This window comes from Rhizobacter sp. AJA081-3 (assembly GCF_017795745.1).
GTDB lineage: Bacteria > Pseudomonadota > Gammaproteobacteria > Burkholderiales > Burkholderiaceae_C > Piscinibacter.
This window is the reverse complement of record NZ_CP059067.1, coordinates 4,117,753-4,144,432: the sequence shown is the minus strand read 5'-3', so window position 1 is coordinate 4,144,432 and position 26,680 is coordinate 4,117,753. Positions and strand designations below refer to the sequence as shown.

The following is a 26,680-nucleotide window of genomic DNA, read 5'->3' as shown; positions in this document are numbered from 1 at the left end:
CGTCAGACCACCTGGCCCAGCTTGAAGATCGGCAAGTACATCGACACGACGATGCCGCCGATGAGCAAGCCGAGGATGACGATGATGAACGGTTCCATCAGGCTGGACAGGCCCTTGACCGCTTCGTCGACCTCGTCCTCATAGAACTCTGCGGCCTTGCCGAGCATCTGGTCGAGCGCCCCTGACTCTTCGCCGATGGCGCACATCTGGATCACCATCGTGGGGAACACGCCCGTCGTCTGCATCGAGGTGGTCAAGGCCGAACCGGTGGAGACGTCTTTCTGGATCTGCTCGGTGGCCTCCTGGAAGACTGCGTTGCCGGATGCGCCGCCCACGGAGTCGAGCGCTTCCACCAGCGGAACGCCAGCGGCGAACATCGTCGACAGGGTTCGCGTCCAGCGTGCGATGCAAGACTTGTTGACCAGATCACCAAAAACCGGAACTCGAAGAAGGAGGCGGTCCATGGCTTTCTGCATGCGCACCGATCGCTTCCATGACTCGAGGAAGAAGTAGGTTCCGCCACCGATGATGCCGAAGATCAGATACCAGTAGGAGACGAAGATCTCTGACACAGCGATGACGAAGAGTGTCGGCGCCGGCAGATTGGCGCCGAACGAACTGAAGACGTCCTTGAAGGCCGGGATCACGAAGATCATGATGACCGCCAGCACCACGAATGCGACCACCATCACGGCCACCGGATAGATCAGTGCCGACTTGATCTTGTTCTTCAACGCCATGGTCTTTTCCTGGTAGATCGCCAGGCGATCCAGCAGGGCCTCCAGGATGCCGCCCGCTTCGCCAGCCTCCACGAGGTTGCAGTAGAGCGCGTCAAAGTAGAGCGGATGCTTGCGGAACGAGGCGGACAGACTCGTTCCGGTCTCGACGTCCGAGCGGATATCCGTCAGAAGTCGGGTCAATTTCGGGTTGCTGCTGCCGCGAGCCACGATGTCGAAGGACTGAATCAGCGGAACGCCGGCCTTCATCATCGTCGCGAGCTGCCGAGTGAAGACCGCGATGTCCTTCTGCTTGATCGAGCGGCCGCCGCTGAGGCGGCGCTTCTTGACCTTCGTGGTGAGGATGCCCTGCCGCCGAAGGCTGGCACTGACCATCGCTTCACCGCCGGCGCGCATCTCGCCACGAACGATCTTGCCGTTCTTGTCCTTGCCTTCCCATTCGAAGACGAGGTCCTTGATGTTCTTTGCAGCTGCCGCAGTGGCCATGGTCATTCCGGGAGATTTGCCCCCCGCCCTTCGATTTGTGCGTGCTATTCGTTGGTCACCGAGATCACTTCTTCAAGCGTCGTGACCCCAGCCCGCACCTTGATGAGCCCCGACTGTCGCAGGTCCCGCACGCCTTCGCGGTGGGCTTGAGAAGCCAGATCCATGGCGGTGCCTTCGGCGAGGATCAGCCGCTGGATCTCTTCCGAGATGGGCATCACCTGGTAGATGCCGACACGACCCTTGTAGCCATTGCTGCAGGCCGAGCATCCGACTGCGCGATAGGGCTTCCAACTGCCGTCCAGGTCCGTCTCCTGGAATCCCGCCTTGAGCATGGCCTCGCGGGGGTAGTCGGCTGGTGTCTTGCAGTTCTCGCAGAGTTTGCGACCTAGGCGCTGTGCCGTGATCAGCAGCACCGCTGAGGCAATGTTGAACGGTGCGACACCCATGTTCAGCAGTCGCGTCAATGTCGTGGGCGCGTCGTTGGTGTGCAGCGTCGACATCACCATGTGGCCCGTCTGGGCCGCCTTGATCGCGATGTCTGCGGTTTCGAGGTCGCGAATCTCGCCGACCATGATCACGTCGGGATCCTGGCGTAGGAAGGACTTGAGCGCGGCCGCGAAGGTCAGGCCCGCCTTGTCGTTCACGTTGACCTGGTTGATGCCGGGCAGGTTGATTTCCGCCGGGTCCTCGACCGTGGAGATGTTCACCCCCGGCTGATTGAGGATGTTCAGGCAGGTGTAGAGCGACACGGTCTTGCCGCTGCCGGTCGGGCCGGTCACGAGCACCATGCCGTAGGGGCGCTGGATGCACTTGAGCAGCCGATCCTTCTCGATCTTCTCGTAGCCCAGGGCTTCGATTCCCAATTTGGCGCTGGACGGATCCAGGATCCGGATCACGATCTTCTCGCCGAACAGCGTCGGCAACGTGCTCACGCGGAAGTCGATCGCCTTGCTCCCAAACTTCAGCTTCATGCGACCGTCTTGCGGCACGCGCTTTTCGGCGATGTCCAGACGTGATATGACCTTGATGCGGGAGGCGAGCTTGTCTTTGATCGCGATCGGCGGCTGGGTGATCTCGCGAAGCTCGCCGTCGACGCGAAAGCGGACCCGATAGTGGTACTCGTAGGGCTCGAAGTGGAGATCGGACGCACGTGCATTGATCGCGTCGATCAACATCTTCTGCAAGAAGCGAACGACCGGTGCGTCTTCGACATCGGTTGCCGCCTCGGCTTCCTGCGGCGTCGTGACGTCGTCGGTGACGTCGAACTCGAAGTCCCCCGACGACAATGACTCAAGCGCCTCCGCTGCGCTTGCCCCTGTGGATTCGAGAATCTTGCCGAGCTTGTCGTGCTCGACGATGACCCACTCCGGCGAAAGCTGAGTAGCGAACTTGATGCGTTCGACAGCCTCCTGGTCGGTGGGGTCGGCGCCGCCGATGAACAGCCGATTGCCTCGCTTGCCCAGCACCACGATCTGGTACTGAAATGCCAGCTTCGCGTCGATGACGTTCTTGGGCAACTTCTGGACGTCGATGGAACCGAGGTCAAGAAGCGGTAGCGCAAGTGCCGCCGAAAGTGTGTGTGCGAGATCAGAGGGAGCTACGGCACCGGCAGAGATCACCGAGGAGATGAAACTGGTCTTCTTTTCTTTGGAGCTCTTGACCAGATCCTCAGCGGTCTTGGCATTCAAGCGGCCGGCGTGCACCAACACCCGTGCCACTCCGGAAAGGGCCGACTGGGGGGCTTCTGCCAATGTGTCCACGTTGGATGGATTGCCGCTAGGTTGCTTTGTAGCGGATCATGATCGCTGATCCACAAGGCACTGTAAACGACCGGGGGCGCGCGCGAAGCCAACAATTCCCGCGCGTCTGCGCCGGAAGATGCAACAAAATGAAGCGATGGCTAGATCTTGTGCAGGCAGGATTGGTCGGGGTGAGAGGATTCGAACCTCCGGCCTCTACGTCCCGAACGTAGCGCTCTACCAGGCTAAGCTACACCCCGAAATCGGTCGCTGCGCGATACGCGCCGGGAGGCCCCGTCAAAAGGAGCGATCCACAGACCGAACGCAGAATTCTAGCAGAGCTTCGCGATAGTCCGATGGCGCCAGTTGCGAGAGCTGAGACGCCGCATGATCCGCCTCGAGGCGAGCGGCGTCCCGGGTAGCCGAGATCGCGCCGGTTCGGCGGACGATCTCAACGATGTCGGCCAAGCGAGCGACTTCGCCATGCTCGATGGCTTGCCGGATGATGGCGCGCTCCTCAGTACTGCCGTTCTCCATGGCCAGAAGCAGAGGGAGGGTCGGCTTGCCCTCGCGAAGGTCGTCTCCGACATTCTTGCCGAGTTGCGCTGTCGTCCCCTCATAGTCGAGCAGGTCATCCACAAGCTGGAATGCCGTGCCGAGCGAGCGCCCGTAGGCTGCGCAAGCCTCTTCCACGGTTTTGTCTGCTTCGGCCAGCACGGCGCCCAACCGGGCGCTGGCTTCGAAGAGCTTGGCCGTCTTGAACCGAATGACCCGTAGGTATTCGGGCACGGTGATGTCCGCGTCGTGCATGTTCATCAACTGCAGCACTTCGCCTTCCGCGATGACATTCGTTGCGTCGGCCAGCACCTCCAGCACCCGCATCCGGTCCACCGACACCATCATCTGGAAGGCGCGGGAATAGACGAAATCGCCGACGAGCACGCTCGCCGCGTTGCCGAACAGTGCATTGGCCGTCTGGCGGCCGCGCCGCAACGCAGACTCGTCGACGACGTCATCGTGCAGCAGGGTCGCGGTATGGATGAACTCGACCGTTGCTGCGAGTTCGAAGCGTTCTGGCCCCTTGAATCCCAAGGCATTGGAGAAGAGCAACACGAGCATCGGACGGATGCGCTTGCCACCCGCACCGATGATGTATTCGGCGATCTGATTGACCAGCACCACGTCCGACGCCAGCCGTCTTCGGATCACGGCATCCACTTCCAGCATGTCGGCCGAGACAAGTCCAACGGCCTCTGGGGTCGTGGCGGGAGGAATGTGAGGCGTGGATTGCACTTGGGGACCGATCTGCGGCCGTGATTATAGGAAGCCTCTCGGGAGGGACCGGCCGGGCTGTCTGTCAGGCGGGCCTGTGGCTGGATGTGATCGCAGGCCGCGTGCTATACTGGAAGGCTCTGCGCCTTACGCAGGGTGTCATGGCATTGTGAAAGCCGAGACAATTCGAGAAAGGGCTGATATGTACGCGGTCATAAAAACCGGTGGCAAGCAATACCGTGTTGCTGCTGGCGAAAAGATCAAGGTAGAACAGATTGCTGCGGACGTCGGCCAAGAGATCACGATCGACCAGGTTCTTGCGATCGGCAACGGCGCGGATCTGAAAGTCGGGACTCCCTTGGTGGCGGGTGCCAGCGTGAAGGCCACTGTGGTGGCTCACGGCAAGCACGACAAGGTGCGCATCTTCAAGATGCGTCGCCGCAAGCACTATCAGAAGCATGGCGGACACCGCCAGGCCTTCACCGAGCTGGAGATCGGCGCCGTCAGCGCCTGATCACCGGTCACTCAAGTCAAGGAGTCAGAACATGGCACAGAAAAAGGGCGGCGGGTCAACCCGCAACGGCCGTGATTCGAAGCCCAAGATGCTCGGCGTCAAGGCCTTCGGCGGTCAGACGATCCAGGCGGGTTCGATCATCGTGCGTCAACGTGGGACCAAGTTCCATCCGGGCACGAACGTCGGCGTCGGCAAGGATCACACGCTGTACGCGTTGGTCGACGGCCAGGTGAAGTTCGCCGTCAAAGGCCCGCTGAACCGGCAAACGGTCAGCGTCGAAGGGGCCTGATCGAGCCGGCCGCCGCGGCGGCCCGGCGCCAAGAAGCCCCGGCTCCCCGGGGCTTCTTCGTTTGCGCCCTTGGAACTACCATCTTCGTCACGCGGACCACCATCGAGGGCCTGACCCCATGAGCAAGAGCGGCATCATCCTGATCGTGCTGGGTTGCCTGTTTCTGGCCAACAACTTCGGGTTGCTGGAGTGGGGGTGGCTGCGGCAGTGGTGGCCGTTGGCCCTGATCGCCGTCGGTGTCTGGTCGATCATCGACCACCGGCCAGGTGATCGTCGGCCTTCGCAGGACGTGGACAAGCGATCATGAAGTTCGTCGACGAAGCCACCATCGACGTCGTGGCCGGCAGCGGCGGCAACGGTTGCGCGAGTTTCCGCCGCGAGAAGTTCATTCCCTTCGGCGGGCCGGATGGCGGTGACGGCGGACGCGGAGGCAGCGTGTTCGCCGTGGGCGACCGCAATCTGAACACGCTCATCGACTTTCGCTATGCGCGCCGCCACGAGGCGCGCAACGGAGAAAACGGACGCGGCTCCGACCAGTACGGTGCGGCCGCGGACGACATCGTGCTGCGCATGCCGATGGGCACGATCATCAGCGACGCTGAGACCGGCGACGTGATCGCAGAACTGCTGGTCCCTGGCGAGAAGGTGCAGATCGCCAAGGGCGGCGACGGCGGCTTCGGCAACCTGCATTTCAAGAGCAGCACCAACCGCGCGCCGCGGCAAAAGACGAGCGGCTGGCCCGGCGAGAGCCGAAAGCTTCGACTCGAGCTGCGCGTGCTGGCCGACGTCGGCCTGCTGGGCATGCCCAACGCAGGGAAGTCCACGCTGATTGCCGCCATCTCGAACGCCAAGCCGAAGATTGCCGACTATCCCTTCACCACCTTGCACCCGAACCTGGGCGTGGTGCGGGTCGGTCCGGAGAAGAGCTTCGTCGTGGCCGACGTTCCCGGCCTGATCGAAGGTGCGGCCGAGGGCGCCGGGCTGGGGCACTACTTCCTTCGGCACCTGCAGCGCACGCACCTGCTGCTGCACATCGTCGACCTCGCGCCGTTCGACGACGCTGTCGATCCGGTGGCGCAGGCGCGTGCGATCGTGGCCGAGCTGAAGAAGTACGACCCGAAGCTCCACGCCAAGCCGCGTTGGCTTGTGCTCAATAAGCTCGACATGGTGCCTGAGGAAGAACGCCAGCGCCGCGTGAGCGAGTTCGTGCGCCGCTTTCGGTGGAAGGGCCCGGTGTTCGAAATTTCCGCCCTGACGCGTGCGGGCTGCGAGGGCCTGGTGCGGGCGGTGTACGAGCACGTGGCCAAGCTTCGCAACGTCACGCCGGAGGACCCGGACCCGCGCTTCGAAGCCGTCTCCGACGGCACGGCGACATGAGCCAGGCGCTCACTGGCGCCCGGCGCATCGTCGTCAAGGTGGGATCGAGCCTGGTCACCGACGAAGGGCGCGGCGTCGACGCCGAAGCGGTCGGGCAATGGTGCCGACAGATGGCGGCCCTGGCCCGAGAGGGCCGGGAACTGGTCATGGTCTCCAGCGGCGCGATTGCCGAGGGAATGAAGCGGCTGGGCTGGGCGGTACGCCCGAAGGAAGTCCATGAACTCCAGGCCGCTGCCGCGGTGGGCCAGATGGGGCTCGCACAGATCTACGAAACCAAGCTGCGTGAACATGGCATGCGCAGTGCGCAGGTGCTGCTCACGCATGCCGACCTGGCCGATCGTGAGCGCTACTTGAACGCACGCTCGACCCTCCTGACCCTTCTGGGCCTGAGCGTGCTTCCGGTGATCAACGAGAACGACACTGTCGTCAACGACGAGATCAAATTCGGAGACAACGACACGTTGGGCGCGTTGGTGGCGAATCTGATCGATGCCGATGCGCTGGTCATTCTGACCGATCAGAAGGGGCTATACACCGCCGATCCGCGCAAGGATCCGGCGGCCACCTTCGTCCACGAAGCACGCGCCGGCGATCCGGAGCTCGAGCGCATGGCTGGCGGCGCCGGCTCGAGCCTCGGGCGTGGCGGCATGATCACCAAGATCCTCGCCGCCAAGCGGGCAGCCGGCAGCGGCGCGAGCACGGTCATCGCCTGGGGCCGCGAGCCGGACGTGCTGTTGCGACTGGCTCGCGGCGAAGCCATCGGCACGGCACTGATCGCGGCGACGCCGAAGCTCGCCGCACGCAAGCAATGGATGGCTGACCACCTTCAGCTGCGCGGTACGCTCATCGTCGATGCAGGCGCCGCCAAGAAGGTGCGCGACGAAGGCAAGAGCTTGCTGCCGATCGGCGTGGTGGACGTTCAGGGCGAGTTCCATCGCGGCGACGTCGTCGCCGTGCACGGGCCTGAAGGTGCGGAGATCGCGCGGGGCCTGGCGAACTACAGCAGTGCCGAAGCACGCCTCATCGCCCGCAAGCCGTCGACGGACTTCGAACGATGGCTCGGCTACAGCGCCGAGCCCGAGATGATCCACCGCGACAACCTCGTTCTCGTCTAGCGGCGCCAGCCCTAGACTCAGTCCGCGGACGCGGCGGGCGGCTCGCCCTGCGCGTCGAAGTCGCCGTCGTCCTCGATGCGGTGATGGGGCCGAAGCCCGGAACGCAGGTAGCGGTTGTGATGGTGAGTGCGCGGAAGAAAACGCGCCAGCTCGGTCAGCGCCATCTGATAGACGTCGCGCTTGAAGTCGATGACCACCTCGAGCGGCACCCAGTATTCGTTCCAGCGCCACGCGTCGAACTCAGGATGGTCGCTCGCGCGCAGGTTCATGTCGCTGTCGCGGCCGGTGAGCTGGAGCAGAAACCAGATCTGCTTCTGCCCACGGTAGTGCCCTCGAGCATCACGGCGGATGTAGTGGTCGGGAACCTCGTAGCGCAACCAGTCCCGCGTGCGAGCGACGATGCGCACATGCTCGGGCATCAGCCCCACCTCTTCGTGGAGCTCGCGGAACATCGCCTGCTCAGGCGTCTCGCCGTGCTTGATGCCCCCTTGCGGGAACTGCCAGGAGTGGGTGCGTATTCTTTTGCCCCAGAAAACCTGGTTCTTGTGGTTGAGCAGGATGATGCCGACGTTGGGTCTGAACCCCTCACGGTCGAGCATAATCAACCCCGAATTTCGCTAGTTCAAATCATTATTGCATCGGTGTGACGGGAAGCAACCCCTTGGGTTTCCCGCATCCGCACACGCTGCCGCACCCATGAAAGCCACCCAGTTCTTCATCTCGACCCTGAAGGAAGCGCCCGCGGATGCCGAGGTCGCCAGCCACAAGCTGATGATGCGTGCGGGCATGATCAAGCGGCTCGGCGCGGGCATCTACAGCTACATGCCGATGGGGCTGCGCGTGATCCGCAAGGTCGAGCAGATCATCCGCGAGGAGATGAACCGCGCCGGCGCCGTCGAGCTGCTGATGCCGGTGGTGCAGCCGGCCGAGCTCTGGCAAGAGACGGGGCGCTTCGAGAAGATGGGACCGGAACTGCTGCGCGTGAAGGATCGCCACGAGCGGGACTTCATCATCCAGCCCACGTCGGAAGAGGTCATCACCGACATCGCGCGACAGGAACTGCGCAGCTACCGGGCGCTGCCGAAGAATTTCTATCACATCCAGACCAAGTTCCGCGATGAGCGGCGCCCGCGTTTCGGCGTGATGCGCGGCCGCGAATTCACGATGAAGGATGCCTATTCCTTCGACCGTGATGTCGAATCCGCGGGCCGCAGCTACGAGCAGATGTTTGCAGCCTACGTGCGCATCTTCGAGCGCCTCGGGCTGACCTTCCGTGCTGTGGCCGCCGACACCGGCGCCATCGGTGGCGATCGCTCGCACGAATTCCAGGTGATTGCCGATACCGGCGAAGACGCGATCGTCTATTGCCCGGGTTCGGACTATGCGGCCAACATCGAGCTCGCCGAGGCCCTGGCGCCGACGGCGCCTCGCGGCGCGGCCACGCAGGCGCTGCACAAGACTCCGACGCCGGGCAAGAGCACCTGCGAAGACGTCGCCGCGCTGCTGGGCCTGCCGTTGCAGCGCACCGTGAAGTCGCTGGTGCTCGCCACCGATGAACGCAGCCCGGCCGGCGATCTGCTGCGCACCACCGTGTGGCTGCTGCTCGTGCGCGGTGACCACCAGCTCAACGAAGTGAAAGCAGGCAAGGTGGCGGGGCTGAACCAGGGCTTCCGCTTCGCGACGATCGGCGAGATCGAGAGCCACTTCGGCTGCAAGCCGGGATACCTCGGCCCGATCCACATGCTGCAGCCCGTCAAGGTGGTGGCCGACCGCACCGTCGCCGCGATGAGCGATTTCATCTGCGGCGCCAATGCGGCCGACTTCCACTACACCGGCGTGAACTGGGGGCGCGACCTGCCCGAGCCCGATCTCGTGGCCGACATCCGCAACGTCGTCGAAGGCGAACCCTCGCCCGACGGCAAGGGGCCGCTGGCCATCCAGCGCGGCATCGAGGTCGGCCATGTGTTCTTCCTCGGCACGAAGTACAGCCTGGCAATGAACGCTACCTACCTTGACGAATCCGGCAAGCCGCAGCTCATGCAGATGGGCTGCTACGGCATCGGCGTCACGCGCATCCTCGGCGCGGCCATCGAGCAGGGGCACGACGATCGCGGCATCGTCTGGCCCGATGCGATGGCACCGTTCACCGTCGTGGTCTGCCCGATCGGCTACGACCGCAGCGCGGACGTGAAGGCGGCCGCCGACAAGCTTCATGCCGACCTCGACGCGCTCGGCGTCGACGTGATGCTCGACGATCGCGGCGAGCGGCCCGGTGCAATGTTCGCCGACTGGGAACTGGTAGGCATTCCGCACCGCGTCGTCATCTCGGACCGAGGCCTGAAGGAAGGCAAGGTCGAGTACCAGGGCCGGCGCGAGGCGCAGGCCACCGCGGTGCCGGCCGTCGACGTACTCACCCATCTGAAAGGCGTGCTGGGCAGATGAGCGAGACGCTCTCCCCCGTCGGGAGAGAGCGGCGTCGGCTCACGGTCGCCGGGCTGCTCTCGCCGGCTGTCTCGCTCTTACCGCAGCCGGCCCGTGCCGGAGCGCAGGTCGAAGAGCCGCTGGCGGATTCGGTTCGAGGCGCGCTGTCGGCCGCCATCGCCAACAGTGCGCCGCCCAAACCCGCGTTCGACAGCACCGAGGCACGCCTGGTCTACCTTCGATGGCTCGGCGCGATGAGCACGCGGCTTCAGCGGCGCAAGTCGGAGCACATGACGCGCGTCGAATTCCTCGAGACCCTCTGGTACGAGAGCAAGCGTGCCGGGCTCGAGCCGGCGCTGGTGCTGGGCCTGGTGCAGGTGGAAAGCGGATTCCGCAAGTACGCAATCAGCTCGGCCGGCGCACGCGGCTACATGCAGGTCATGCCGTTCTGGGCGCGTCTGATCGGCGACGGCGATCCAACGCGCCTGTTCCACATGCAGACCAACCTGCGCTTTGGCTGCGTGATCATGCGCCACTACCTGGACGTGGAGCGTGGCGACCTGTTCATGGCGCTGGGCCGCTACAACGGCAGCCGGGGTCGGGCGGAATACCCGAATGCGGTGCTCGGCGCACGCAGGGCCTGGCTGCCCGCCGAGGCCTGATTCAGGCGGCCGGCAGGCCGCCCCAGGACTTCGGCGCCGCCTGCTCGACGCCGATCAGCGACAGTACACGCTCGACGGTGTCGTCGACCAGTTCGTCGATCGTCTGCGGCCGGTGATAGAAGGCCGGCAGCGGCGGGAAGATCACGGCGCCCATCTCGGTGGCGGCGGTCATGTTGCGCAGGTGGGCGAGGTTGAACGGCGTCTCTCGGACCATCAGCACCAGACGCCGGCGTTCCTTCAAGGTGACGTCAGCGGCGCGCGTCAGAAGGTTGTCCGATAGCCCGTGGGCGATCGCCGCCAGCGATTTCATCGAGCAGGGCGCCACGACCATCGCATCGGTCGTGAAGGAGCCGCTGGCGATCGCCGCGCCGACGTCGCCCGGCGAGTAGGCCGTGTCGGCCAGCACCTCGAGCGCACGGCGGTCGAGCCCGAGTTCGTGGTGGACATTGAGCACGCCCGCCGGGCTGGCGACGAGGTGCGTTTCCAGGCGCGATTCGCGCAGGCGCTGCAGGAGCCGGACGGCATAGATGGCGCCGGTGGCGCCGGTGATGCCGACGACGACGCGGCGCGCAGGCCTCATGCGCTGAGCATGGGCTGCAGTTCGCCGGATTCGTACATCTCCATCATGATGTCCGAGCCGCCGACGAACTCGCCGTTGACGTAGAGCTGCGGGATGGTCGGCCAGTTGGCGTAGGTCTTGATGCCCTGGCGGACTTCTTCGTCCTCGAGCACGTTCACCGTCTTCAGATCATTCACGCCGCAGGCCTTGATGATCTGGATGGCGCGGCCGGAGAACCCGCACATCGGGAACTGCGCCGTGCCCTTCATGAAGAGCACCACTCGGTTGTTCTTGACGATTTCGTCGATACGGGTCTGGACGTCGCTCATGATCTGCAAGGCTCGGGTTTCGGACAGAAGCCGAGGTTATACGGCAAGCGACGCCGCCCTGGACGGGCCTGGGAAAGAGCCCCCGCAGCGAGGTCCGCCGTCAGAAGGCGTAGGACGCGCCGAACTGCAGCACCGGCGACAGGCGCAGCTCGCGCACCAGGTCGTCCAGACCCTGATTGCCGCCGAACACCCGTCCCAGGCGGACCACGTTGCCGCCGGCCAGCGCTACCAGGCCGAAGTCTGCACTGAAGCTCCAGCCGCTGCGGCCGGCCAAGCCGCTGAAGCCGATGCCCACGTAGGGCAGCGCACTGCCTTCGCCGTACAAGTCGCCGATCTGACGGCGATCGATGCTGAGCGGACCGGAGCTCGCGAGAGTCTGCCCGGCCCACAGTGCGGGCCGTGGGCCGACCACGAGGCCGCTGGTGGCGCGCAAGTAGTTGGCCGACCCATCTTCGCTGACGGAGCGGCGCAACAGATAGTCGCCCATGAGGCTGAGACTGCGTGGCTTGAGACCCTGGCTGTCGCCGGCGCCGAAGCCCGAACGCCACAGCGGCGCGGGGGTGCCGATCAGGAGCCTCGCCTGCCACCGCGACCAGGGCAGGAGATCGGTGTTCGCCACCAAGCCATCACCCTCTGCCGCATGGGTCACATGAAGGGGAACGAAGGCCATCGATAAGGTGAGTACCCACTTGGCAGTCTGCATGGCAAGCTCCTCGTGAAACCCGGTGACATGCCTGGATGCGACAGTCCGTGATCGCGCCCAGGAAAATTCATGCTACGCCGGACGGACGCCTTTGTGGCTCCCAAGACCCCCTGGGCCAGGGTAGCCGCGCCAAAAAGTGCCACGGATGCCACACCACCGACGAGGCGTTACAGGTGGCCGCCGCTGCAGCGAGGCTGTCCCGACAGATCGCGCCGCGTCTGGACGAGTTGGAAGCCGCGCGCCAGCAGGCGTTGGCGAACGGCCTCGGCCTGGTCAAATCCGTGTTCAAGCAGGAGCCAAGCTCCGGGCGACAGATGTGCGGGGGCAGCGTCGATGATCTGCTCAAGGGCTTCCAGCCCCGTTCGGCCGGGCACCAGCGCCGCGCCCGGTTCGACGTGCAACGCAGCGAGGTGGGGATCTCCCGAGGCGATATAGGGCGGGTTCGACAAGGCAAGCGCAAAGCGGCGGCCGGCCACGGCCTGCCACCACGAGCCTCCGGCGGTCTCGATCGGCAACTGCAGCCGCTGCGCGTTCGCGCGGGCCACGTCGAGCGCGTCGGCACTGGCATCGGTCGCCACCACCCTTGCGGCCGGGTGGGCATGGCGCACCGCCAGCGCGATCGCGCCGCTGCCTGTACCGAGATCGACGACAGCCGGGTTGTCGACAGTGGCCAGCGCGCCGCGCAACAGGGACACCGCCCAGTCCACCAGGACCTCCGTGTCGGGCCGCGGGACAAGCACGCGCGCGTCGACCTGCAGTTCGAGACCGTGAAACTCCTTCACACCCACCAGGTAGGCGAAGGGCTCGCCCTGCGCGCGGCGGGACACCAGGGGTTCGAAGCGTTCGAGTGCCTCGGCGCTGACGCAGGCGTCGTCGTTGGCAATCAGCCAGCTGCGATCGCGGCCCAGGACATGGGCCAGCAGCAGCTGCGCATCGAGGCGCTCCAAGCCGAGCCTGCGCGCGGCCGCCAGCGCAGTGCGCACGCTGCTCACGGGCTGCCTTCCAACACCGCCAGTTGTTCGGCGGCACGAGCCGCCTGCAGTGACTCGATCACTTCGTCGAGGTCGCCGTCGACGATGGCCTGCAGCCGATACAGCGTCAGGTTGATGCGGTGATCGGTGAGCCGGCCCTGCGGGAAGTTGTACGTGCGGATGCGGTCGCTGCGGTCGCCGCTGCCGATCAACCCCTTGCGCGTGGCAGCCTCCTTGGCGGCACGCTCGCTGCGTTCCTTGTCGCGCAGCCGCGCCTGCAGCACGGCCATCGCCTTGGCCTTGTTGCGGTGCTGCGAGCGATCGTCCTGGCACTCGGCCACCAGCCCGGTCGGCAGGTGGGTGATGCGGATCGCGCTGTCGGTCTTGTTGACGTGCTGGCCGCCGGCGCCGCTGGCGCGGAAGGTGTCGATGCGCAGGTCGGCCGGGTTGAGCGTGATCTCGTCGGCTTCGTCGGGCTCGGGCAGCACGGCGACCGTGCAGGCACTGGTGTGGATGCGCCCCTGCGCCTCGGTGGCTGGGACGCGCTGCACGCGGTGCCCGCCGGACTCGAACTTCAGCCGGCCGTAGACGCCGTCGCCCTCGATGCGGAACACGACTTCCTTGTAGCCGCCGAGCTCGCTCGTGTTCTCCGACATCACCTCGGTCCGCCAGCCGCGCCGCTCGGCGTAGCGCAGGTACATGCGTGCGACGTCGCCGGCGAAGAGCGCCGACTCGTCGCCGCCGGTGCCTGCGCGGATCTCGAGGAAGGCATTGCGTTCGTCGTCGGGGTCGCGCGGCAGCAGCGCTGTCTGCAACTCGGCGTGCAGTCGCTCCATGTCGGCTCGCGAACTGGCGATCTCCTCCTCGGCCATGGACGCCATCTCGGGGTCGGACAGCATCTCCTGTGCAGCAGCGAGATCGCGCTCGCGCTGCTCGAAGCGACGGAAGCGCCCGACCAGCGACGACAGCTCGGCGTGCTCTCGCGTCAGTTCGCGAAAGCGCTTCATGTCGCTGGCAATGGACGGCTCGGCCAGCGTGGCGTCGAGTTCATTCAGGCGCATGGCGAGGCGCTCGAACTGCTGGCGGAGTGACTCTTTCATGGCGGGCGACGGAGGCGGGAAGGGCGGCGCGCTGTGCGCCGACGGGTCGCCGGCATGGGCGCCGGCAGCATCTCGGTGCGACGCTAACGCGTCTCGTCGGCCGGGTCGCGCGGGTTCTGTCGCAGGAACAGCTTGGACACGGTGTGCACCAGCTGCGCACGCTGTGCATTGTCTGCCGAGTGCAACTCGGCCATGGTGCCGTGCAGCATCTTCTGGGTGAGGCCGCGGGTCAGTGCCTCGAACACGGTATCGACGTCGGCACCGCGCGCGAGCATCTTGCGCGCACGTGCGATCTCGGCATGGCGCCAGTCGTCGGCCTGCTGGTGCAGGGCCTTGATCAGCGGCACCGCCTCGCGCTCGCCGAGCCAGTGCTCGAAGCCTTGCACGCCGGATTCGATGATCGCTTCGGCCTGCTCCACGGCCGCCTGGCGCTTCTCGCCGGCGGTCTGCACCAGTGCCGACAGATCATCGACGGTGTACAGATAGACGTCGGACAGACGCGCCACTTCGGGCTCGATGTCGCGCGGCACGGCCAAGTCGACCATGAACATCGGGCGGCGCTTGCGAGCCTTGATGGCACGCTCCACCGCGCCCAGGCCGATGATCGGCAGCGAGCTGGCAGTGCAGGAGACGACGATGTCGAAATCGGCCAGCCGCGCCGGCAGGTCCGACAAGCGCAAGGCCTCCGCACCGAATCGACCGGCGAGCTTCTCGCCGCGCTCGAGCGTGCGGTTGGCCACGGCCAGCGCCTTGGGCGTGCGCGCGGCGAAATGGGTGGCGACCAGCTCGATCATCTCGCCGGCGCCGACGAACAGGACCTTGGTGTCGCGCAGTTCCTCGAACAACTGCGATGCCAGCCGCACCGCGGCAGCGGCCATGCTGATCGAGTGGGCGCCGATCTCCGTGGAGGTGCGCACTTCCTTGGCCACCGCGAAGCTGCGCTGGAACATCTGGTGCAGCGTGGTACCCAGCGTGCCGGCCGTGTCGGCCTCGCGCACGGCCTGCTTCATCTGGCCGAGGATCTGCGGCTCGCCCAGCACCATCGAATCCAGGCCACTGGCCACGCGGAAGGCATGGCGAGCGGCCGCCGTGCCCTCGAACACGTAGGAGTGGCTGCGCAGCGTCTGGCTGCTCACGCCGCCGATGCCAGCCAGCCAGTCCATGGCCGGCGTCAGCAGCGTCGGGTTGGCGCCGACGTACACCTCGGTGCGGTTGCAGGTGGAGACGATCGCCACCTCGCCCGGCTTTTCCAGCCGCTCGCGAAAGCCGCGCAGCGTCGGGCCGATCTGCTCCGGCGTGAACGCAAACCTGCCACGCAGGTCGACCGGCGCGGTGGTGTGATTCAGCCCGAGGGCGAAGACGCTCATGTGCAGATTATAAAATTCGGTCGCTTGCGGCAGGGGGATCTTCCCAGCTGCGCGCTTGGTGAGCTTGATGCTCGTCAAGCACCCCCCGATCTTCCCACTTTCCTGGATTCTGGCGCATGGGCCCCCTGGATGCCGCTTGGCACCTGCTGAATTTCTTCGCCCCCGCGCTGGGGGTGGGGCTGGCCACGACGGCCATGGCGCGGCTGGTATGGCGGCGCGAGCTGCGCGGCGCGAGCTTCTGGCGGCTGGCGGGCTGGGCCTGCGCTGCCTGTGCGGTCGGCTTGGTGGCGGCCCTGATCGTTTTCGGGCGCGACGGCAAGATGGCCGGCTATGGCCTGATGCTGGCGACGGGCTCGCTCGGCCTGTGGTGGGCCGGCCTGCGCGGCGCGCGTTCCTGACGCGCCACAGACCCGCTCAGGCAACCGCGCCTTCGCGCAAGAGCACCTCCGCTCGCAGCGAGTGCGGGTAGGCCTTCGTGATGCGCACATCGATCATCTGGCCAATCAGCCTCGGCGCACCCTCGAAGTTGACGATGCGATTGCACTCGGTGCGGCCCATCAGCTCGTCGGCGTCCTTGCGCGAAGGGCCTTCCACCAGGATGCGCTGCACCGTGCCAACGCGCGACTCGCCGATGCGGCGCGCGTTCGCCTCGATGGCGGCCTGCAGCTGCTGAAGGCGCCGCAGCTTGAGTGCCTGCGGCGCGTCGTCGTGCAGGTTGGCGGCCGGTGTGCCGGGGCGCGCGCTGAACACGAAGCTGAAGCTGTTGTCGAAGCCGATCTCCTCGATCAGCTTCATCGTGCGGGCGTGGTCGTCGTCCGTCTCGCCCGGGAAGCCGACGATGAAGTCGGTCGACAGGCTGATCCCCGGCCGAACTGCGCGCAGCTTGCGGATCGTGCTCTTGTATTCCATCGCGGTGTAGCCGCGCTTCATCGCCATCAGGATGCGGTCGCTGCCGTGCTGCACTGGCAGGTGCAGGTGATTCACCAGCTTGGGCACGGTGCCGTAGACGTCGATCAGCCGCTGCGTGAACTCGTTCGGGTGGCTGGTGGTGTAGCGAATGCGCTCGATGCCCGGGATCTCGGCCACGTACTCGATGAGCAGCGCAAAGTCGGCGATCTCGGCGCTCGCGCCCATGATGCCGCGGTAGGCGTTGACGTTCTGCCCGAGCAGGGTCACTTCCTTGACGCCTTGGTCGGCCAGGCCGGCGACTTCGGTCAGCACGTCGTCGAACGGGCGGGACACCTCTTCGCCGCGGGTGTAGGGCACCACGCAGTAGCTGCAGTACTTCGAGCAGCCTTCCATGATCGACACGAAGGCGCTCGCACCGTCCTTGCGCGGCGGCGGCAGGTGGTCGAACTTCTCGATCTCGGGGAAGCTGATGTCGACCTGCGGCCGGCGCTGCGCCGAGCGCCTGGCCAGCATCTCGGGCAACCGGTGCAGCGTCTGCGGGCCGAACACGACGTCGACATAGGGCGCGCGCTCGATGATCGCCGCGCCTTCCTGGCTGGCGACGCAGCCGCCCACGCCGATCATCACGCCCTTGGCCTTGAGGTGCTTGACGCGGCCAAGGTCGCTGAACACCTTCTCCTGCGCCTTCTCGCGCACCGAGCAGGTGTTGAACAGGATCAGGTCGGCTTCGTCGACATTGCCGGTCGGTTCGTAGCCTTCGGCGGCCCGGAGCACGTCGAGCATCTTGTCGGAGTCGTACTCGTTCATCTGGCAGCCGAAGGTCTTGACGTAGACCTTCTTGCTCGCGGGGGTCGTCATGGCGGCCTCCGTCAGGGCCTGGACCAGACCTGTGCCACGGGATCGAAGAGCCAGCCCTGCGCCTCCTCGACCGTGGCGGGCCAGGGCTTCTTCGCGGCTTCGTCGGCGGTCAGGATCCACACGTCCTTCAGCAGGCCTTGCGTATCGACGGTGTAGTGCACGAGGACCTTCTGGCCGGTCAACGACGCCGACAGCTTGAGCATGTTGTCCTGTCCGAAGATGCGCGCACCGGCGGCCAGGCGCGCGGCTTTGCCGTTCAGCGCGACGTCGGGTGCCTGGACGACCTCGAAGGTGCCACGCAACGCAGTCGGCGGGAACTTGCGCATCGACTGCGCGGACACTCCGCTGGCGATGAGCAGGGCGGCGAAGAAGGCGATGAAACAGCGGTACATGGTGTGGATCCAGTGGCTGTGTGAGTGAGGGGCAAAAACCGGAACGGCTCCCGGTCTGGGGCAGACGAGGAGCCGTTCGGAGAATCTTGGTGGCGCTTCAGGGATTCGAACCCCGGACCTGCGGATTATGATTCCGTCGCTCTAACCGACTGAGCTAAAGCGCCTGAGCCCACAATTATATCGTGGCTTGGATCCCCGCCCGCGCGGCGCCCGTTCCGGGACCTTGATGTTCAGCTTCTTCAAGAAAAAGGCCACGCCTGCGCCGCTTGCGCAGGCTGCCCCCGCCGAGCTTGCCCCTATCGTCCCCGCTGCGCGCGAATCCAGCGATGAGTCGCCGGTGCCACGCAGCGGCTGGCTCGACAAGCTCAAGCAGGGCCTGCGCCGCACCGGCAGCGGTATTGCACAGGTCTTCACCGGCACGCGCATCGACGATGCGCTCTACGAGGAACTCGAAGCCGCGCTGCTGATGGCAGACGCCGGTGTGCAGGCCACGCAGTTCCTGTTGGACGACCTCAAGCGCCGGGTCAAGGATGCCAAGGCCACCGATCCGGCGGGCGTGAAGGCGCTGCTTGCCGACGCGGTGACCGAATTGCTGGCGCCCCTTCAACAGCCGCTGCGGGTGGGCGAGCACGCCCCCACGGTCATCATGGTGGTCGGCGTCAACGGCGCCGGCAAGACCACCAGCATCGGCAAGCTGACGCGGCATCTGGCCGCGGCCGACCAGAAGGTGCTGCTGGCCGCGGCCGACACCTTCCGCGCGGCCGCGCGCGAGCAGCTGCTGGTGTGGGCCGACCGCAACCGGGTCGAGATCGTCAGCCAGGAAGGCGGAGACCCCGCCGCGGTGACTTACGACGCCGTGACCGCCGGCAAGGCGCGGGGCTGTGACGTGGTCATCGCCGACACGGCCGGTCGCCTGACGACGCAGTCGCACCTGATGGAGGAGCTCAAGAAGATCCGCCGCGTCATCGGCAAGGCGCAGGACGGTGCGCCTCACGAAGTGCTGCTGGTCGTCGACGGCAATACCGGGCAGAACGCGCTGTCGCAGATCCAGGCGTTCGACGCGGCGCTGGGCCTGACCGGCGTGATCATCACCAAGCTCGACGGCACGGCCAAGGGCGGCGTGCTGGCGGCCCTGGCGCTGTGGTCCCGGACGCGGCCGCAAACGCTGCCGGTGTACTTCATCGGCGTGGGCGAGAAACTCGAGGATCTGCAGACCTTCGATGCACGGGAATTCGCGCAGGCCTTGCTGGGCTGAACGCGCGCTTCAGCGCTTGTTCCGGTCGCCCGGCAAGGGCGCCGGGCCCGAATTGAACTCGTCGAACCATGTCGACGGCGGCGGCTCGCGCACTTCGATGAGTTCGTCTTGCGTGGAGTCGCGCTGCGATTCGTCGAACGGCGTGGGCCGCGACGTGCGAACGCGAGTGTCGGCCACAGGCGAGGGCGCCGCCTGCGCCGCCGGCGCGGCAGCCGTCTTGGGCAGCAGCATCTCTCGCGCGGTCTCGACCGAGGGCAAGGCGTTGTCGGTCCACACATGCATCGGGATGCCGGCGGCCTTGAGCACCCGCGCCATGCGATTGAGCCGCTTGCGCGCCCGCTCGCTCTCCGAACCGGCCGGTGCCTGGACGTTGACCACCGCCAGCACTTCGGACGCCATGTCGCAGATCACCAGGTCGGCGCACTGCGTGCCGAGCCGTCGCAGCCACTCGGAGTACGAATATCGGGTCGGCACTCTGAGAAAACGCGCCAGCGGCACCTGCGCCAGGATCATGTAGCCGGGCAAGGCATTCACGAGGGTGCCGTAGGCACTGCGTTCGGCCGTCGTGAGGATGCGCGTGGCGGTAGGCGGCCAGGCCGCCACCGTGTCGAGGCGAGCCCCATCCGCACCCTTGCTCCCCGCGGAGGAACGCTGCCGCAAGACCACCACGATCAACAGCAAGATCACTACCGCGGCCAGTGCCGCCAGTCCCCAACTGGGCATCAACGTTCCTCGTCGTGCTCTTCAAGTGCGCGCAGCATAGCGCGCACTTGAAGGGTCGTCATCGATTCCGTGGGCTCAGCGTGGCCCGCCGGGCAGTTTCATGCCGCCCATGCGCTTCATCATCTTCATCAGGCCGCCACCCTTCATCTTCTTCATCATCCCCTGCATCTGGTCGAACTGGTTGAGCAGGCGGTTGACTTCCTGCACCTGCACGCCGGCGCCTGCGGCGATGCGGCGCTTGCGCGTGGCCTTGATGAGATCGGGCTTGCGACGCTCCAGCGGGGTCATCGAGCAGATGATCCCTTCCATGCGGCGCACGTCGCGCTCGGCGCGGTCCATGTCGGCCTGGCCGAGGTTGGGCGTCTTGCCGCCGGTGAGCTGCGTCGGCAGCTTGTCCATCAGGCCCGACAGCCCGCCCATCTTCTTCATCTGCGAGATCTGCATGAGGAAGTCGTTCAGGTCGAAGTTGTCGCCCGACTTGACCTTCGCGGCCAGACGCTGGGCAGCCTCGACGTCGACGCCCTTCTGCACCTCCTCGACGAGCGCGACGATGTCGCCCATGCCGAGCACGCGGCCCGCGTGGCGCTGCGCATCGAAGACCTCGAGCCCGTCGAGCTTCTCGCTGGTGCCGGCGAACTTGATCGGCGCGCCGGTGATCTGCCGCACCGACAGCGCGGCACCGCCGCGCGCATCGCCGTCCATCTTGGTCAGCACGATGCCGGTCAGCGGCAGCGCTTCCTTGAAGGCCTTGGCCACGTTGATGGCGTCCTGGCCCTGCATCGCGTCGACGACGAACAGCGTCTCGACCGGGTTCAGCGCGGCGTGCAGCTCGGCAATCTCCTTCATGAGCACTTCGTCGATTGCCAGGCGGCCGGCAGTGTCGACGAGCAGCACGTCGAAGTAGTGGCGCCGGGCGTGGTCGAGTGCGGCGGCGGCGATGTCCAGCGGCTTGTCGGTAGCCGAGGAGGGGAACCACTCCGCGCCGGCCTGCTTCGTGACGGTCTTCAGCTGCTCGATGGCGGCCGGCCGATAGACGTCGGCCGAGACGGTCAGCACCTTCTTCTTGCGCTTCTCGATCAGGTGCTTGGCCAGCTTGGCCGTGGTGGTGGTCTTGCCCGCGCCCTGCAGGCCCGCCATCAGGATGACGGCCGGCGGTTGCGCGGCGAGGTTGATGTCGGCCACGCCTTCGCCCATGGTCGCGGCGAGCTCGCGGTTGACGATTCCCACCAGCGCCTGGCCCGGCGAGAGCGAGCCCACCACCTCTGCGCCCAGCGCCTTGTCCTTCACGCGGGTGATGAAGTCGCGTACCACCGGCAGGGCGACGTCGGCCTCGAGCAGCGCCATGCGCACCTCCCGCAACATCTCCTGGACATTGCTCTCGGTGATGCGCGCCTGCCCGCGCATCGTCTTGACGGCGCGGCTCAGGCGTTCGGTGAGGGTGGAGGCCATGGGAGAGCGCGGCCCGGAGACGGGAAGCGCGAAAGTACACTGTGGCCATGATTTTATCGTTCGGCCCCGATGCGGCCCCGAGTTCGACCATGGCGTGGGCGCTGGCACTGCCCACGCTGGCCGCCTTGGCGGGCTATCTGTTCGCTGCCTTCCTGGGCGAGACGCGCCAGGCGGCCCTGCGCGGCGCACTGCTGGCCGGATGGCTCTCGCACGCCCTGGCCATCGTGATCGACATCACCGGCGTGGGCGCCGGCTCCGGTGAGACCGGGGCGAGGTTCGGTTTCGCCCCGGCGCTCTCGGTCACCATGTGGCTGGTGCTGGCGGTGTACGCGGTCGAGAGCCGCTTCGTGCCGCTGACCGGCGTGCGTCGCACGCTCGCCTTGCTGGGTGGTGCGGTGGTGGTACTGGCCTGGTTGTTCCCGGGCGAGTTCCGGCCCAACGCGGTCTCGCGCTGGGCGCCACTGCACTGGGTTCTCGGTATTGCGTCCTACGGCCTGTTCGGCGCGGCTGTGCTGCATGGCGCGATGCTCAATCGCGCCGAGCTCCAGATGCGCCAGCGCGCCGCCACCGCGCCCCCGAGCGGCATGCCGCTGCTGAGGCTGGAGCGGCTGACGTTCCGTTTCGTCGGCGCCGGATTCGTCATGCTGTCCGCGGCACTGCTGCTGGGGGCGTGGTTCGCGAATCCGTGGCGCTGGGATCACAAGACCGTGCTCTCGATGCTCGGTTGGGTGATCTTCGCCGCACTGCTGGCGGGTCGGCGTGCGTTCGGGTGGCGAGGGCCCCAGGCCACGCGCTGGCTTTACGGGGGAGCCGCTTTGCTGCTGCTGGCCTATGTCGGCTCGCGCTTCGTGTTCGAGATCCTGCTGCAGCGCGCGCCGCCGAATTGAGCGCCCATACGCATGAAGTTCATCATCCTGATCGTGGCAGTGCTGGTGCTCGTGTGGCTGATCCGCGGAGCCCGTGGCCGCGTCGCGCCACCGTCGAGCCCGCCACCGACACCGGCGGAGCAGGGGCCGCAGCCCATGGTGGCCTGCCGGCATTGCGGCATGCACCTGCCTCGCGACGAGGCCCTGCCCGGACGCGGCGGGGTGTTCTGCGGAGACGCGCATCGTGCGGCATACGAGAAGCAGCACCCGGCGGGATGAGGCATCGAGCCTGCCTGCAGGAGCGCGGCCGTGAGCGACGTGCCCCGTGGGCGTGAACGCCGGGTGAACGACCGCCGGGGTCAGCGACGCGCACCGACGGCCGACGAGTCCTGGTTCGGCGCCTTCGGGTCGGCGGAAGACACGCAGATCTCGCCAGAGGAAGGCGCGGCGACGAAGGTGCCGAAGGATGCGGCGCCGACATCGAGCTCGACACTGGATTCGCGGCTGTTCTCGCGCCAGGCCGAGCGCATCGTCAGCGCCGGTCAGACGGCGTTCGACCGCATCTATCGGACCTTCATCGGCGCACGTGCGGCGCTCGGCGTGGCCCTGGTGCTCGCCCAGGCGGTGACCGGGCTGTTCGGCGCCCGCCCGTCGCTCGAGGCGGCGCTGGTGAGCGTGGCGTACGGCGCGCTGGCGCTGAGCCTGTGGCTGCTGCCGCGCAAGAAGCCGATCGAGCCCAAGGCGCTGGCGCGCGTCTTTGGCGGTCCTTGGCTGGCCACCATCGGTGTCGACCTGGTGGCCTTCAGCGCGCTGCACATGCTGACACCGGGCGCCAGCCTCAACTACGTCGCGCTGCTCGTGCTGCCGGTGCTGATGGCGGGCGTGCTCACGCCGCGCCCGCTGGCCCTGGCCACCTCGGCCGTGGTGGCGATGATGCTGCTGGTCACCGCCTGGCTGGGCGCCGCGGGCGGGGGCAGCATGACGCAGTTGCTGACGCAGGCGGCACTGGCGGGCAGCGGCTTCTTCGTCATCACCGTGCTGGCCGGCGAACTCGCCGGGCGGCTGGCGCGCGAGGAACTCAGCGCACGCGGCAACATGGAGATGGCTCGCCAGCAGGCCGCGTTGAATCGCCTGGTGATCGAGGAGATGCAGGATGGCATCCTTGTCGTTGACCGCCGTGGCCGCGTCCGCGCGGCCAACCCGTCGGCGCGCAGGCTGCTGGCTCCCTCGGGAATGAGCCGACCGGCGCCCTTCCAGCTGCGCGGCGTCGAAGCGTGGACGGGCCTGGTGCGCACCGTCGAGCAGGCGTTCATCGAGTCGAGCTGGCCCGAGGAAGGCCGCGACGTCACGCTCGAATTCGAGCCGGGCTCGAACCGGACGCTGCGCGTGCGCGTGCGCTTCACCCGCCACCGTGCGGCACAGGCCAGCGAAGACTTCTGCGTGCTGTTTCTCGAGGACGTGCGCAACATGCAGGCGCGCAGCCGGCAGGAGAAGCTTGCCGCCATGGGGCGTGTGTCGGCCGGCATCGCCCACGAGATCCGCAACCCGCTGGCGGCCATCGCCCAGGCCAATGCGCTGCTCGCCGAGGATGCCACCGACCCGGGCCAGCGGCAGCTGATGCAGATGGTGGCCGACAACGTGGACAGGCTCAAGCGCATCGTCGACGACGTCATGGAAGTGGCGCCGGGCCAGATGCAGGAAGTGCACGCCATCGATGCCACGGCGCAGGTGGCGGCGGTCTGCAGCGACTGGGCGCGTTCCGTCGGCCTCAAGCTCGGCGACCAGAGCGTGCTCCGCGTCGACCTGCCGCCGCAGCCCTTGGGCGTGGCCTTCGACGCTGAGCATCTGCGCCGGGTGCTCGTCAACCTGCTCGACAACGCGCGGCGCCACGCCAGCAGTGCCCCCGGGGCGATCCAGCTGCGACTGGAGTCGCGCGACGACGCCCGTGCATTCCTGAGCGTGGCCAGCGACGGAGCGCCGATCCCGCCCGAGGTGGAGCGATACCTGTTCGAACCCTTCTTCTCGACGCGCAGCCGCGGCACGGGCCTGGGCCTGTATATTTGTCGTGAGCTTTGCGAGCGCTACGGTGCGAGCATCGACTACCGGGCCCGCGCCGCCGGTGATCCGCACTGCAACGAATTTTTCGTGGTGATGCGCCGGATGCCGCTGACCGACACCGAAGCCCGACTGCAACTGACCTCATGACCTCCGCTTCGCACTTCAGCCTGCTGGTCGTCGACGACGAGCCCGACCTGCGCACGCTGTACGAACTGACGCTGTTGCGCGAGGGTTACGACATCGAGACCGCCGCCACCGTCGAGGAGGCGCTGCTGCACCTGAAGGACCGCACTTACAGCGCGGTCATCACCGACATGCGCCTGCCCGACGGCACCGGGCTGGACCTGCTTCGTCGCCTGGAGGAAACGGGTCGCCGCGAGAAGGCCATCGTCATCACGGCCTACGGCTCGGCCGAGAACGCCGTCGAGGCGCTGAAGGCCGGCGCGTACGACTACCTGACCAAGCCGGTGGACCTGAAGCAGTTCCGCGCCGTGGTGGCGTCGGCACTCGGTCGTGGCGGACCGGGCGTGCCGACCATGGACCCGTCGACGCTGCCGTCGGAGAACGGCGCGCCGGCCGTTCCGCGCGTGCCGCGACCCGTGGCGGCGCCCGCCGTTCCGGTCAGCGGCGCGTTGCGGCGCATGGCCGGGCATTCCTCGGCGATGCAGCAGGTCCGCGCGCTGGTCGACAAGGTGGCGCGCAGCATGGCGCCCGTGCTCGTGAACGGCGAGTCGGGCACCGGCAAGGAACTCGTCGCGCGGGCAATCCACGAGGTGAGCCCGCGCGCCGCGCAGCCCTTCATCGCGGTCAATTGCAGCGCGATCCCGGAGCAGCTGCTCGAGGCGGAGTTCTTCGGCTATCGCAAGGGGGCCTTCACCGGTGCTGCCGAAGACCGCGAGGGCTTCTTCCAGGCGGCCAACGGCGGCACGCTGTTCCTCGACGAGATCGGTGATCTGCCCTTGTCGATGCAGAGCAAGCTGCTGCGCGCGGTCCAGGAGCGCTCGGTGAGGCCGGTCGGGGCGGTCAGCGAGCAGGCCGTCAACGTGCGCCTGCTCAGTGCCACGCACAAGGATCTCGGCGCCGAGGTGCAAGCCGGCAAGTTCAGGCAGGACTTGTACTACCGCCTGAACGTGATCCAGATCCGCGTGCCGCCGCTGCGCGAGCGGCTCGAAGACCTGCTGGACATCAGCGAGCGCGTGCTCGAGCGCATTGCCCACGATGCGGGCGTCTCGCCGGCGCCACGGCTCACCCGCGAGGCGCTGCAACACCTGGCGCGCTATCCGTTCCCGGGCAATGTGCGCGAGATGGAGAACCTCTTGCACCGCGCCGTGGCATTGTCCGGCGGCGAGACGATCGGCGTGGCTGACCTCGGCCTGCCGGAGTCGGAGGTGGTGGATTCGTTCGCTGCCGAAGGTGACGCCTTCGACGCCATGGCGCGCGACGAGCCGCCGGCACGATTCCCGTCGGCGGCGCCGGCGATGCCGCTCGAGGAGCCGCTGCCGACCGATCTGGCGCAGTACCTCGACGAGGTGGAGCGCGACATCCTCGTGCGTGCGCTGGAGCGGCATCGCTTCAACCGCACGGCCGCGGGTGCCAGCCTGGGCCTGTCGCTGCGCCAGATGCGATATCGGATGGCGCGACTGGGTGTGAACGTGGGCAGCGATGGTGTCGGCTCCGACCGCGACTGAGTTGCCGTGACGCCGCGCTGGTACGCCGGGTGGTGGTCGGCGGCGCGCCGATGCCGTTCCCCGAACTTCGGGCTGCGTCCTGCGGGCATGCCGGTGTCGCTGCTGCTTGTTCATTCCATCAGCCTGCCGCCGGGCGAGTACGGCGGGGAATCCATCGAGCGCCTGTTCACCAATCGGCTCGACTGGGCGGCGCATCCGTACTTCGAGACGATCCGCGGCATCGAGGTGTCGGCGCATTTCCTGATCCGCCGCGATGGCGAAGTGGTGCAGTTCGTTTCCTGCGACCGCCGCGCCTGGCACGCCGGTCGATCAGGATGGCGCGGCCGCCCGGACTGCAACGACTTCTCGATCGGGGTCGAGCTCGAGGGGATGGAAGGCCAGACCTTCGAGTCGCCGCAGTACATGGCCCTGGCCTTGCTCGCGCGGGGGATCGCGCGCCGCTACCCGATCGAGGCGGTGGCCGGGCATGAGCATGTCGCACCGGGACGCAAGGCCGACCCGGGCGCTGGCTTCGAGTGGCCTCGTCTGCGCGAGCTTCTTTCCGGAGTCGGCATCGCGGATTGGGACTTTCCCGACAGTGCAACATGACGCAACCGGGGCGCCTGCCTCGGTCTGTGCGGTCAAGCGCTCGCCGCGCCAGCAACGGTGCGGCTTCGCAAGGCGAAGGCTCGCCGCAGTGACGAGCGAACAGTCTCCGGCACGCTATGGCTAGTGCTTGAAGGCCCGGCAGACCCCAGATATAGTGTCTCGTCGTGCTATGCTTGATCTCCTCCCAACGCGCTGTGCCCAACTCGTCGACCGCCGATACCCAGGCGGTTTCCTGTGCGGTCAGGCGGCACGC

At 66.8% G+C, this 26,680-nt stretch carries 28 protein-coding genes and 2 tRNA genes; 14 read left to right on the top strand and 16 right to left on the bottom strand.

All coding sequences use genetic code 11. The features are described 5' to 3' along the window. Positions 1 to 2: 2 nt before the first annotated feature. The 4 genes from HZ992_RS19580 to HZ992_RS19565 form a co-directional block, all read right to left on the bottom strand. Positions 3 to 1,223: a type II secretion system F family protein gene (locus HZ992_RS19580; protein WP_209383490.1), complete on the bottom strand. Its 1,221-nt coding sequence runs from the start codon at positions 1,221 to 1,223 to the stop codon at positions 3 to 5. Positions 1,224 to 1,267: 44 nt separating this feature from the next. Continuing rightward, a complete protein-coding gene (gene pilB, locus HZ992_RS19575; RefSeq protein WP_209383489.1) occupies positions 1,268 to 2,983 on the bottom strand; it encodes a type IV-A pilus assembly ATPase PilB in 1,716 nt (571 codons plus the stop codon). A 162-nt stretch (positions 2,984 to 3,145) separates the two neighbouring features. Further along, positions 3,146 to 3,222, bottom strand: a tRNA-Pro gene (locus tag HZ992_RS19570). A 37-nt stretch (positions 3,223 to 3,259) separates the two neighbouring features. Continuing rightward, positions 3,260 to 4,189 (bottom strand): polyprenyl synthetase family protein, encoded by a 930-nt coding sequence (locus HZ992_RS19565; RefSeq protein ID WP_209383488.1) that lies wholly within the window; start codon positions 4,187 to 4,189, stop codon positions 3,260 to 3,262. Positions 4,190 to 4,436: 247 nt separating this feature from the next. Here HZ992_RS19565 and rplU point away from each other — a divergent pair, with 247 nt between their 5' ends. The 5 genes from rplU (at position 4,437) to proB (ending at position 7,529) form a co-directional block, all read left to right on the top strand. Continuing rightward, complete coding sequence (gene rplU, locus HZ992_RS19560) at positions 4,437 to 4,748, top strand: 50S ribosomal protein L21 (protein ID WP_209383487.1); 312 nt, start codon at positions 4,437 to 4,439, stop codon at positions 4,746 to 4,748. Positions 4,749 to 4,779: 31 nt separating this feature from the next. Beyond that, positions 4,780 to 5,037, top strand: a complete 258-nt coding sequence (gene rpmA, locus HZ992_RS19555) for a 50S ribosomal protein L27 (protein ID WP_209383486.1) — start codon at positions 4,780 to 4,782, stop codon at positions 5,035 to 5,037. Positions 5,038 to 5,155: 118 nt separating this feature from the next. Further along, positions 5,156 to 5,344 (top strand): LiaI-LiaF-like domain-containing protein, encoded by a 189-nt coding sequence (locus HZ992_RS19550; RefSeq protein WP_209383485.1) that lies wholly within the window; start codon positions 5,156 to 5,158, stop codon positions 5,342 to 5,344. Further along, positions 5,341 to 6,414 carry an Obg family GTPase CgtA gene (cgtA, locus tag HZ992_RS19545; protein WP_209383484.1) on the top strand — a complete coding sequence of 358 codons (1,074 nt, stop codon included), beginning with the start codon at positions 5,341 to 5,343 and terminating at the stop codon, positions 6,412 to 6,414. Before HZ992_RS19550 ends, cgtA begins: the two co-directional genes overlap by 4 nt. Next, on the top strand, positions 6,411 to 7,529 hold the full coding sequence (gene proB, locus HZ992_RS19540; RefSeq protein ID WP_209383483.1) for a glutamate 5-kinase: 1,119 nt from the start codon (positions 6,411 to 6,413) through the stop codon (positions 7,527 to 7,529). The genes cgtA and proB overlap by 4 nt, the downstream gene beginning before the upstream one ends. A 17-nt stretch (positions 7,530 to 7,546) precedes the next feature. Here the strand turns inward: proB and HZ992_RS19535 are convergent, their stop codons facing one another. After that, positions 7,547 to 8,128, bottom strand: coding sequence for an RNA pyrophosphohydrolase (locus tag HZ992_RS19535; RefSeq protein WP_209383482.1), 582 nt, complete (start codon positions 8,126 to 8,128; stop codon positions 7,547 to 7,549). 97 nt (positions 8,129 to 8,225) lie between these two features. On the opposite strand from HZ992_RS19535, the gene HZ992_RS19530 reads away from it, so the two are divergent. Next, positions 8,226 to 9,971, top strand: a complete 1,746-nt coding sequence (locus tag HZ992_RS19530) for a proline--tRNA ligase (protein WP_209383481.1) — start codon at positions 8,226 to 8,228, stop codon at positions 9,969 to 9,971. Further along, a complete protein-coding gene (locus tag HZ992_RS19525; RefSeq protein WP_209383480.1) occupies positions 9,968 to 10,612 on the top strand; it encodes a lytic transglycosylase domain-containing protein in 645 nt (214 codons plus the stop codon). Before HZ992_RS19530 ends, HZ992_RS19525 begins: the two co-directional genes overlap by 4 nt. Before the next feature lies 1 nt (position 10,613). Here the strand turns inward: HZ992_RS19525 and HZ992_RS19520 are convergent, their stop codons facing one another. The 6 genes from HZ992_RS19520 to hemA all read right to left on the bottom strand — a co-directional run bounded on the left by HZ992_RS19520 (position 10,614) and on the right by hemA (position 15,641). Further along, positions 10,614 to 11,192, bottom strand: a complete 579-nt coding sequence (locus HZ992_RS19520; RefSeq protein WP_209383479.1) for a UbiX family flavin prenyltransferase — start codon at positions 11,190 to 11,192, stop codon at positions 10,614 to 10,616. Then, the gene (gene grxD / locus HZ992_RS19515; RefSeq protein WP_209383478.1) at positions 11,189 to 11,500 is read right to left on the bottom strand and encodes a Grx4 family monothiol glutaredoxin; all 312 of its coding nucleotides are present in this window, start codon (positions 11,498 to 11,500) and stop codon (positions 11,189 to 11,191) included. Before grxD ends, HZ992_RS19520 begins: the two co-directional genes overlap by 4 nt. Positions 11,501 to 11,600: 100 nt before the next feature. Beyond that, positions 11,601 to 12,203, bottom strand: coding sequence for a hypothetical protein (locus HZ992_RS19510; RefSeq protein ID WP_209383477.1), 603 nt, complete (start codon positions 12,201 to 12,203; stop codon positions 11,601 to 11,603). A 167-nt stretch (positions 12,204 to 12,370) separates the two neighbouring features. Continuing rightward, positions 12,371 to 13,195, bottom strand: coding sequence for a peptide chain release factor N(5)-glutamine methyltransferase (gene prmC / locus HZ992_RS19505; protein WP_209383476.1), 825 nt, complete (start codon positions 13,193 to 13,195; stop codon positions 12,371 to 12,373). Then, positions 13,192 to 14,274 (bottom strand): peptide chain release factor 1, encoded by a 1,083-nt coding sequence (gene prfA, locus HZ992_RS19500; protein WP_209383475.1) that lies wholly within the window; start codon positions 14,272 to 14,274, stop codon positions 13,192 to 13,194. The genes prmC and prfA overlap by 4 nt, the downstream gene beginning before the upstream one ends. A gap of 83 nt (positions 14,275 to 14,357) precedes the next feature. Beyond that, a complete protein-coding gene (gene hemA, locus HZ992_RS19495) occupies positions 14,358 to 15,641 on the bottom strand; it encodes a glutamyl-tRNA reductase (protein WP_209383474.1) in 1,284 nt (427 codons plus the stop codon). A 116-nt stretch (positions 15,642 to 15,757) separates the two neighbouring features. Here hemA and HZ992_RS19490 point away from each other — a divergent pair, with 116 nt between their 5' ends. Then, a complete protein-coding gene (locus HZ992_RS19490) occupies positions 15,758 to 16,039 on the top strand; it encodes a hypothetical protein (RefSeq protein ID WP_209383473.1) in 282 nt (93 codons plus the stop codon). Between the two features lie 16 nt (positions 16,040 to 16,055). Here HZ992_RS19490 and miaB read toward each other — a convergent pair whose 3' ends face one another. The 3 genes from miaB to HZ992_RS19475 form a co-directional block, all read right to left on the bottom strand. After that, entirely contained in the window at positions 16,056 to 17,408 is a 1,353-nt protein-coding gene (gene miaB, locus HZ992_RS19485) for a tRNA (N6-isopentenyl adenosine(37)-C2)-methylthiotransferase MiaB (RefSeq protein ID WP_209383472.1), read from the bottom strand. An 11-nt stretch (positions 17,409 to 17,419) separates the two neighbouring features. Beyond that, the gene (locus HZ992_RS19480; RefSeq protein WP_209383471.1) at positions 17,420 to 17,800 is read right to left on the bottom strand and encodes a hypothetical protein; all 381 of its coding nucleotides are present in this window, start codon (positions 17,798 to 17,800) and stop codon (positions 17,420 to 17,422) included. Between the two features lie 87 nt (positions 17,801 to 17,887). Next, positions 17,888 to 17,964, bottom strand: a tRNA-Met gene (locus HZ992_RS19475). A gap of 62 nt (positions 17,965 to 18,026) precedes the next feature. On the opposite strand from HZ992_RS19475, the gene ftsY reads away from it, so the two are divergent. Beyond that, the gene (ftsY, locus tag HZ992_RS19470; protein WP_209383470.1) at positions 18,027 to 19,055 is read left to right on the top strand and encodes a signal recognition particle-docking protein FtsY; all 1,029 of its coding nucleotides are present in this window, start codon (positions 18,027 to 18,029) and stop codon (positions 19,053 to 19,055) included. 9 nt (positions 19,056 to 19,064) lie between these two features. Here the strand turns inward: ftsY and HZ992_RS19465 are convergent, their stop codons facing one another. Together HZ992_RS19465 and ffh are read right to left on the bottom strand one after the other, a co-directional pair. Continuing rightward, positions 19,065 to 19,778: a DUF2726 domain-containing protein gene (locus tag HZ992_RS19465; RefSeq protein WP_209383469.1), complete on the bottom strand. Its 714-nt coding sequence runs from the start codon at positions 19,776 to 19,778 to the stop codon at positions 19,065 to 19,067. A 75-nt stretch (positions 19,779 to 19,853) separates the two neighbouring features. Then, positions 19,854 to 21,227 carry a signal recognition particle protein gene (gene ffh, locus HZ992_RS19460; RefSeq protein WP_209383468.1) on the bottom strand — a complete coding sequence of 458 codons (1,374 nt, stop codon included), beginning with the start codon at positions 21,225 to 21,227 and terminating at the stop codon, positions 19,854 to 19,856. An 89-nt stretch (positions 21,228 to 21,316) separates the two neighbouring features. Between ffh and HZ992_RS19455 the strand changes: the two genes are divergently transcribed. From HZ992_RS19455 to ampD, 5 genes are read left to right on the top strand one after another with little or no spacing between them, the layout of a single operon-like run. Beyond that, positions 21,317 to 22,114, top strand: a complete 798-nt coding sequence (locus HZ992_RS19455) for a cytochrome C assembly family protein (RefSeq protein ID WP_245213128.1) — start codon at positions 21,317 to 21,319, stop codon at positions 22,112 to 22,114. Positions 22,115 to 22,126: 12 nt separating this feature from the next. After that, entirely contained in the window at positions 22,127 to 22,372 is a 246-nt protein-coding gene (locus HZ992_RS19450) for a PP0621 family protein (RefSeq protein ID WP_209383466.1), read from the top strand. A gap of 30 nt (positions 22,373 to 22,402) precedes the next feature. Further along, positions 22,403 to 24,298 carry a sensor histidine kinase gene (locus HZ992_RS19445; protein ID WP_245213127.1) on the top strand — a complete coding sequence of 632 codons (1,896 nt, stop codon included), beginning with the start codon at positions 22,403 to 22,405 and terminating at the stop codon, positions 24,296 to 24,298. Beyond that, positions 24,295 to 25,839 (top strand): sigma-54-dependent transcriptional regulator, encoded by a 1,545-nt coding sequence (locus HZ992_RS19440; RefSeq protein WP_209383465.1) that lies wholly within the window; start codon positions 24,295 to 24,297, stop codon positions 25,837 to 25,839. Before HZ992_RS19445 ends, HZ992_RS19440 begins: the two co-directional genes overlap by 4 nt. Before the next feature lie 6 nt (positions 25,840 to 25,845). Next, positions 25,846 to 26,427 carry a 1,6-anhydro-N-acetylmuramyl-L-alanine amidase AmpD gene (gene ampD, locus HZ992_RS19435; RefSeq protein ID WP_209383464.1) on the top strand — a complete coding sequence of 194 codons (582 nt, stop codon included), beginning with the start codon at positions 25,846 to 25,848 and terminating at the stop codon, positions 26,425 to 26,427. Positions 26,428 to 26,680: the final 253 nt, after the last annotated feature.

Coding starts and splice junctions, on each gene's coding strand:
- HZ992_RS19580 (WP_209383490.1), bottom strand. CDS start 1,223: ATGGCCACTGCGGCAGCTGCAAAGAACATCAAGGACCTCGTCTTCGAA.
- HZ992_RS19565 (WP_209383488.1), bottom strand. CDS start 4,189: ATGCTGGAAGTGGATGCCGTGATCCGAAGACGGCTGGCGTCGGACGTG.
- rplU (WP_209383487.1), top strand. CDS start 4,437: ATGTACGCGGTCATAAAAACCGGTGGCAAGCAATACCGTGTTGCTGCT.
- rpmA (WP_209383486.1), top strand. CDS start 4,780: ATGGCACAGAAAAAGGGCGGCGGGTCAACCCGCAACGGCCGTGATTCG.
- HZ992_RS19550 (WP_209383485.1), top strand. CDS start 5,156: ATGAGCAAGAGCGGCATCATCCTGATCGTGCTGGGTTGCCTGTTTCTG.
- cgtA (WP_209383484.1), top strand. CDS start 5,341: ATGAAGTTCGTCGACGAAGCCACCATCGACGTCGTGGCCGGCAGCGGC.
- proB (WP_209383483.1), top strand. CDS start 6,411: ATGAGCCAGGCGCTCACTGGCGCCCGGCGCATCGTCGTCAAGGTGGGA.
- HZ992_RS19535 (WP_209383482.1), bottom strand. CDS start 8,128: ATGCTCGACCGTGAGGGGTTCAGACCCAACGTCGGCATCATCCTGCTC.
- HZ992_RS19530 (WP_209383481.1), top strand. CDS start 8,226: ATGAAAGCCACCCAGTTCTTCATCTCGACCCTGAAGGAAGCGCCCGCG.
- HZ992_RS19525 (WP_209383480.1), top strand. CDS start 9,968: ATGAGCGAGACGCTCTCCCCCGTCGGGAGAGAGCGGCGTCGGCTCACG.
- HZ992_RS19520 (WP_209383479.1), bottom strand. CDS start 11,192: ATGAGGCCTGCGCGCCGCGTCGTCGTCGGCATCACCGGCGCCACCGGC.
- grxD (WP_209383478.1), bottom strand. CDS start 11,500: ATGAGCGACGTCCAGACCCGTATCGACGAAATCGTCAAGAACAACCGA.
- HZ992_RS19510 (WP_209383477.1), bottom strand. CDS start 12,203: ATGCAGACTGCCAAGTGGGTACTCACCTTATCGATGGCCTTCGTTCCC.
- prfA (WP_209383475.1), bottom strand. CDS start 14,274: ATGAAAGAGTCACTCCGCCAGCAGTTCGAGCGCCTCGCCATGCGCCTG.
- hemA (WP_209383474.1), bottom strand. CDS start 15,641: ATGAGCGTCTTCGCCCTCGGGCTGAATCACACCACCGCGCCGGTCGAC.
- HZ992_RS19490 (WP_209383473.1), top strand. CDS start 15,758: ATGGGCCCCCTGGATGCCGCTTGGCACCTGCTGAATTTCTTCGCCCCC.
- miaB (WP_209383472.1), bottom strand. CDS start 17,408: ATGACGACCCCCGCGAGCAAGAAGGTCTACGTCAAGACCTTCGGCTGC.
- HZ992_RS19480 (WP_209383471.1), bottom strand. CDS start 17,800: ATGTACCGCTGTTTCATCGCCTTCTTCGCCGCCCTGCTCATCGCCAGC.
- ftsY (WP_209383470.1), top strand. CDS start 18,027: ATGTTCAGCTTCTTCAAGAAAAAGGCCACGCCTGCGCCGCTTGCGCAG.
- HZ992_RS19465 (WP_209383469.1), bottom strand. CDS start 19,778: ATGCCCAGTTGGGGACTGGCGGCACTGGCCGCGGTAGTGATCTTGCTG.
- ffh (WP_209383468.1), bottom strand. CDS start 21,227: ATGGCCTCCACCCTCACCGAACGCCTGAGCCGCGCCGTCAAGACGATG.
- HZ992_RS19455 (WP_245213128.1), top strand. CDS start 21,317: ATGGCGTGGGCGCTGGCACTGCCCACGCTGGCCGCCTTGGCGGGCTAT.
- HZ992_RS19450 (WP_209383466.1), top strand. CDS start 22,127: ATGAAGTTCATCATCCTGATCGTGGCAGTGCTGGTGCTCGTGTGGCTG.
- HZ992_RS19440 (WP_209383465.1), top strand. CDS start 24,295: ATGACCTCCGCTTCGCACTTCAGCCTGCTGGTCGTCGACGACGAGCCC.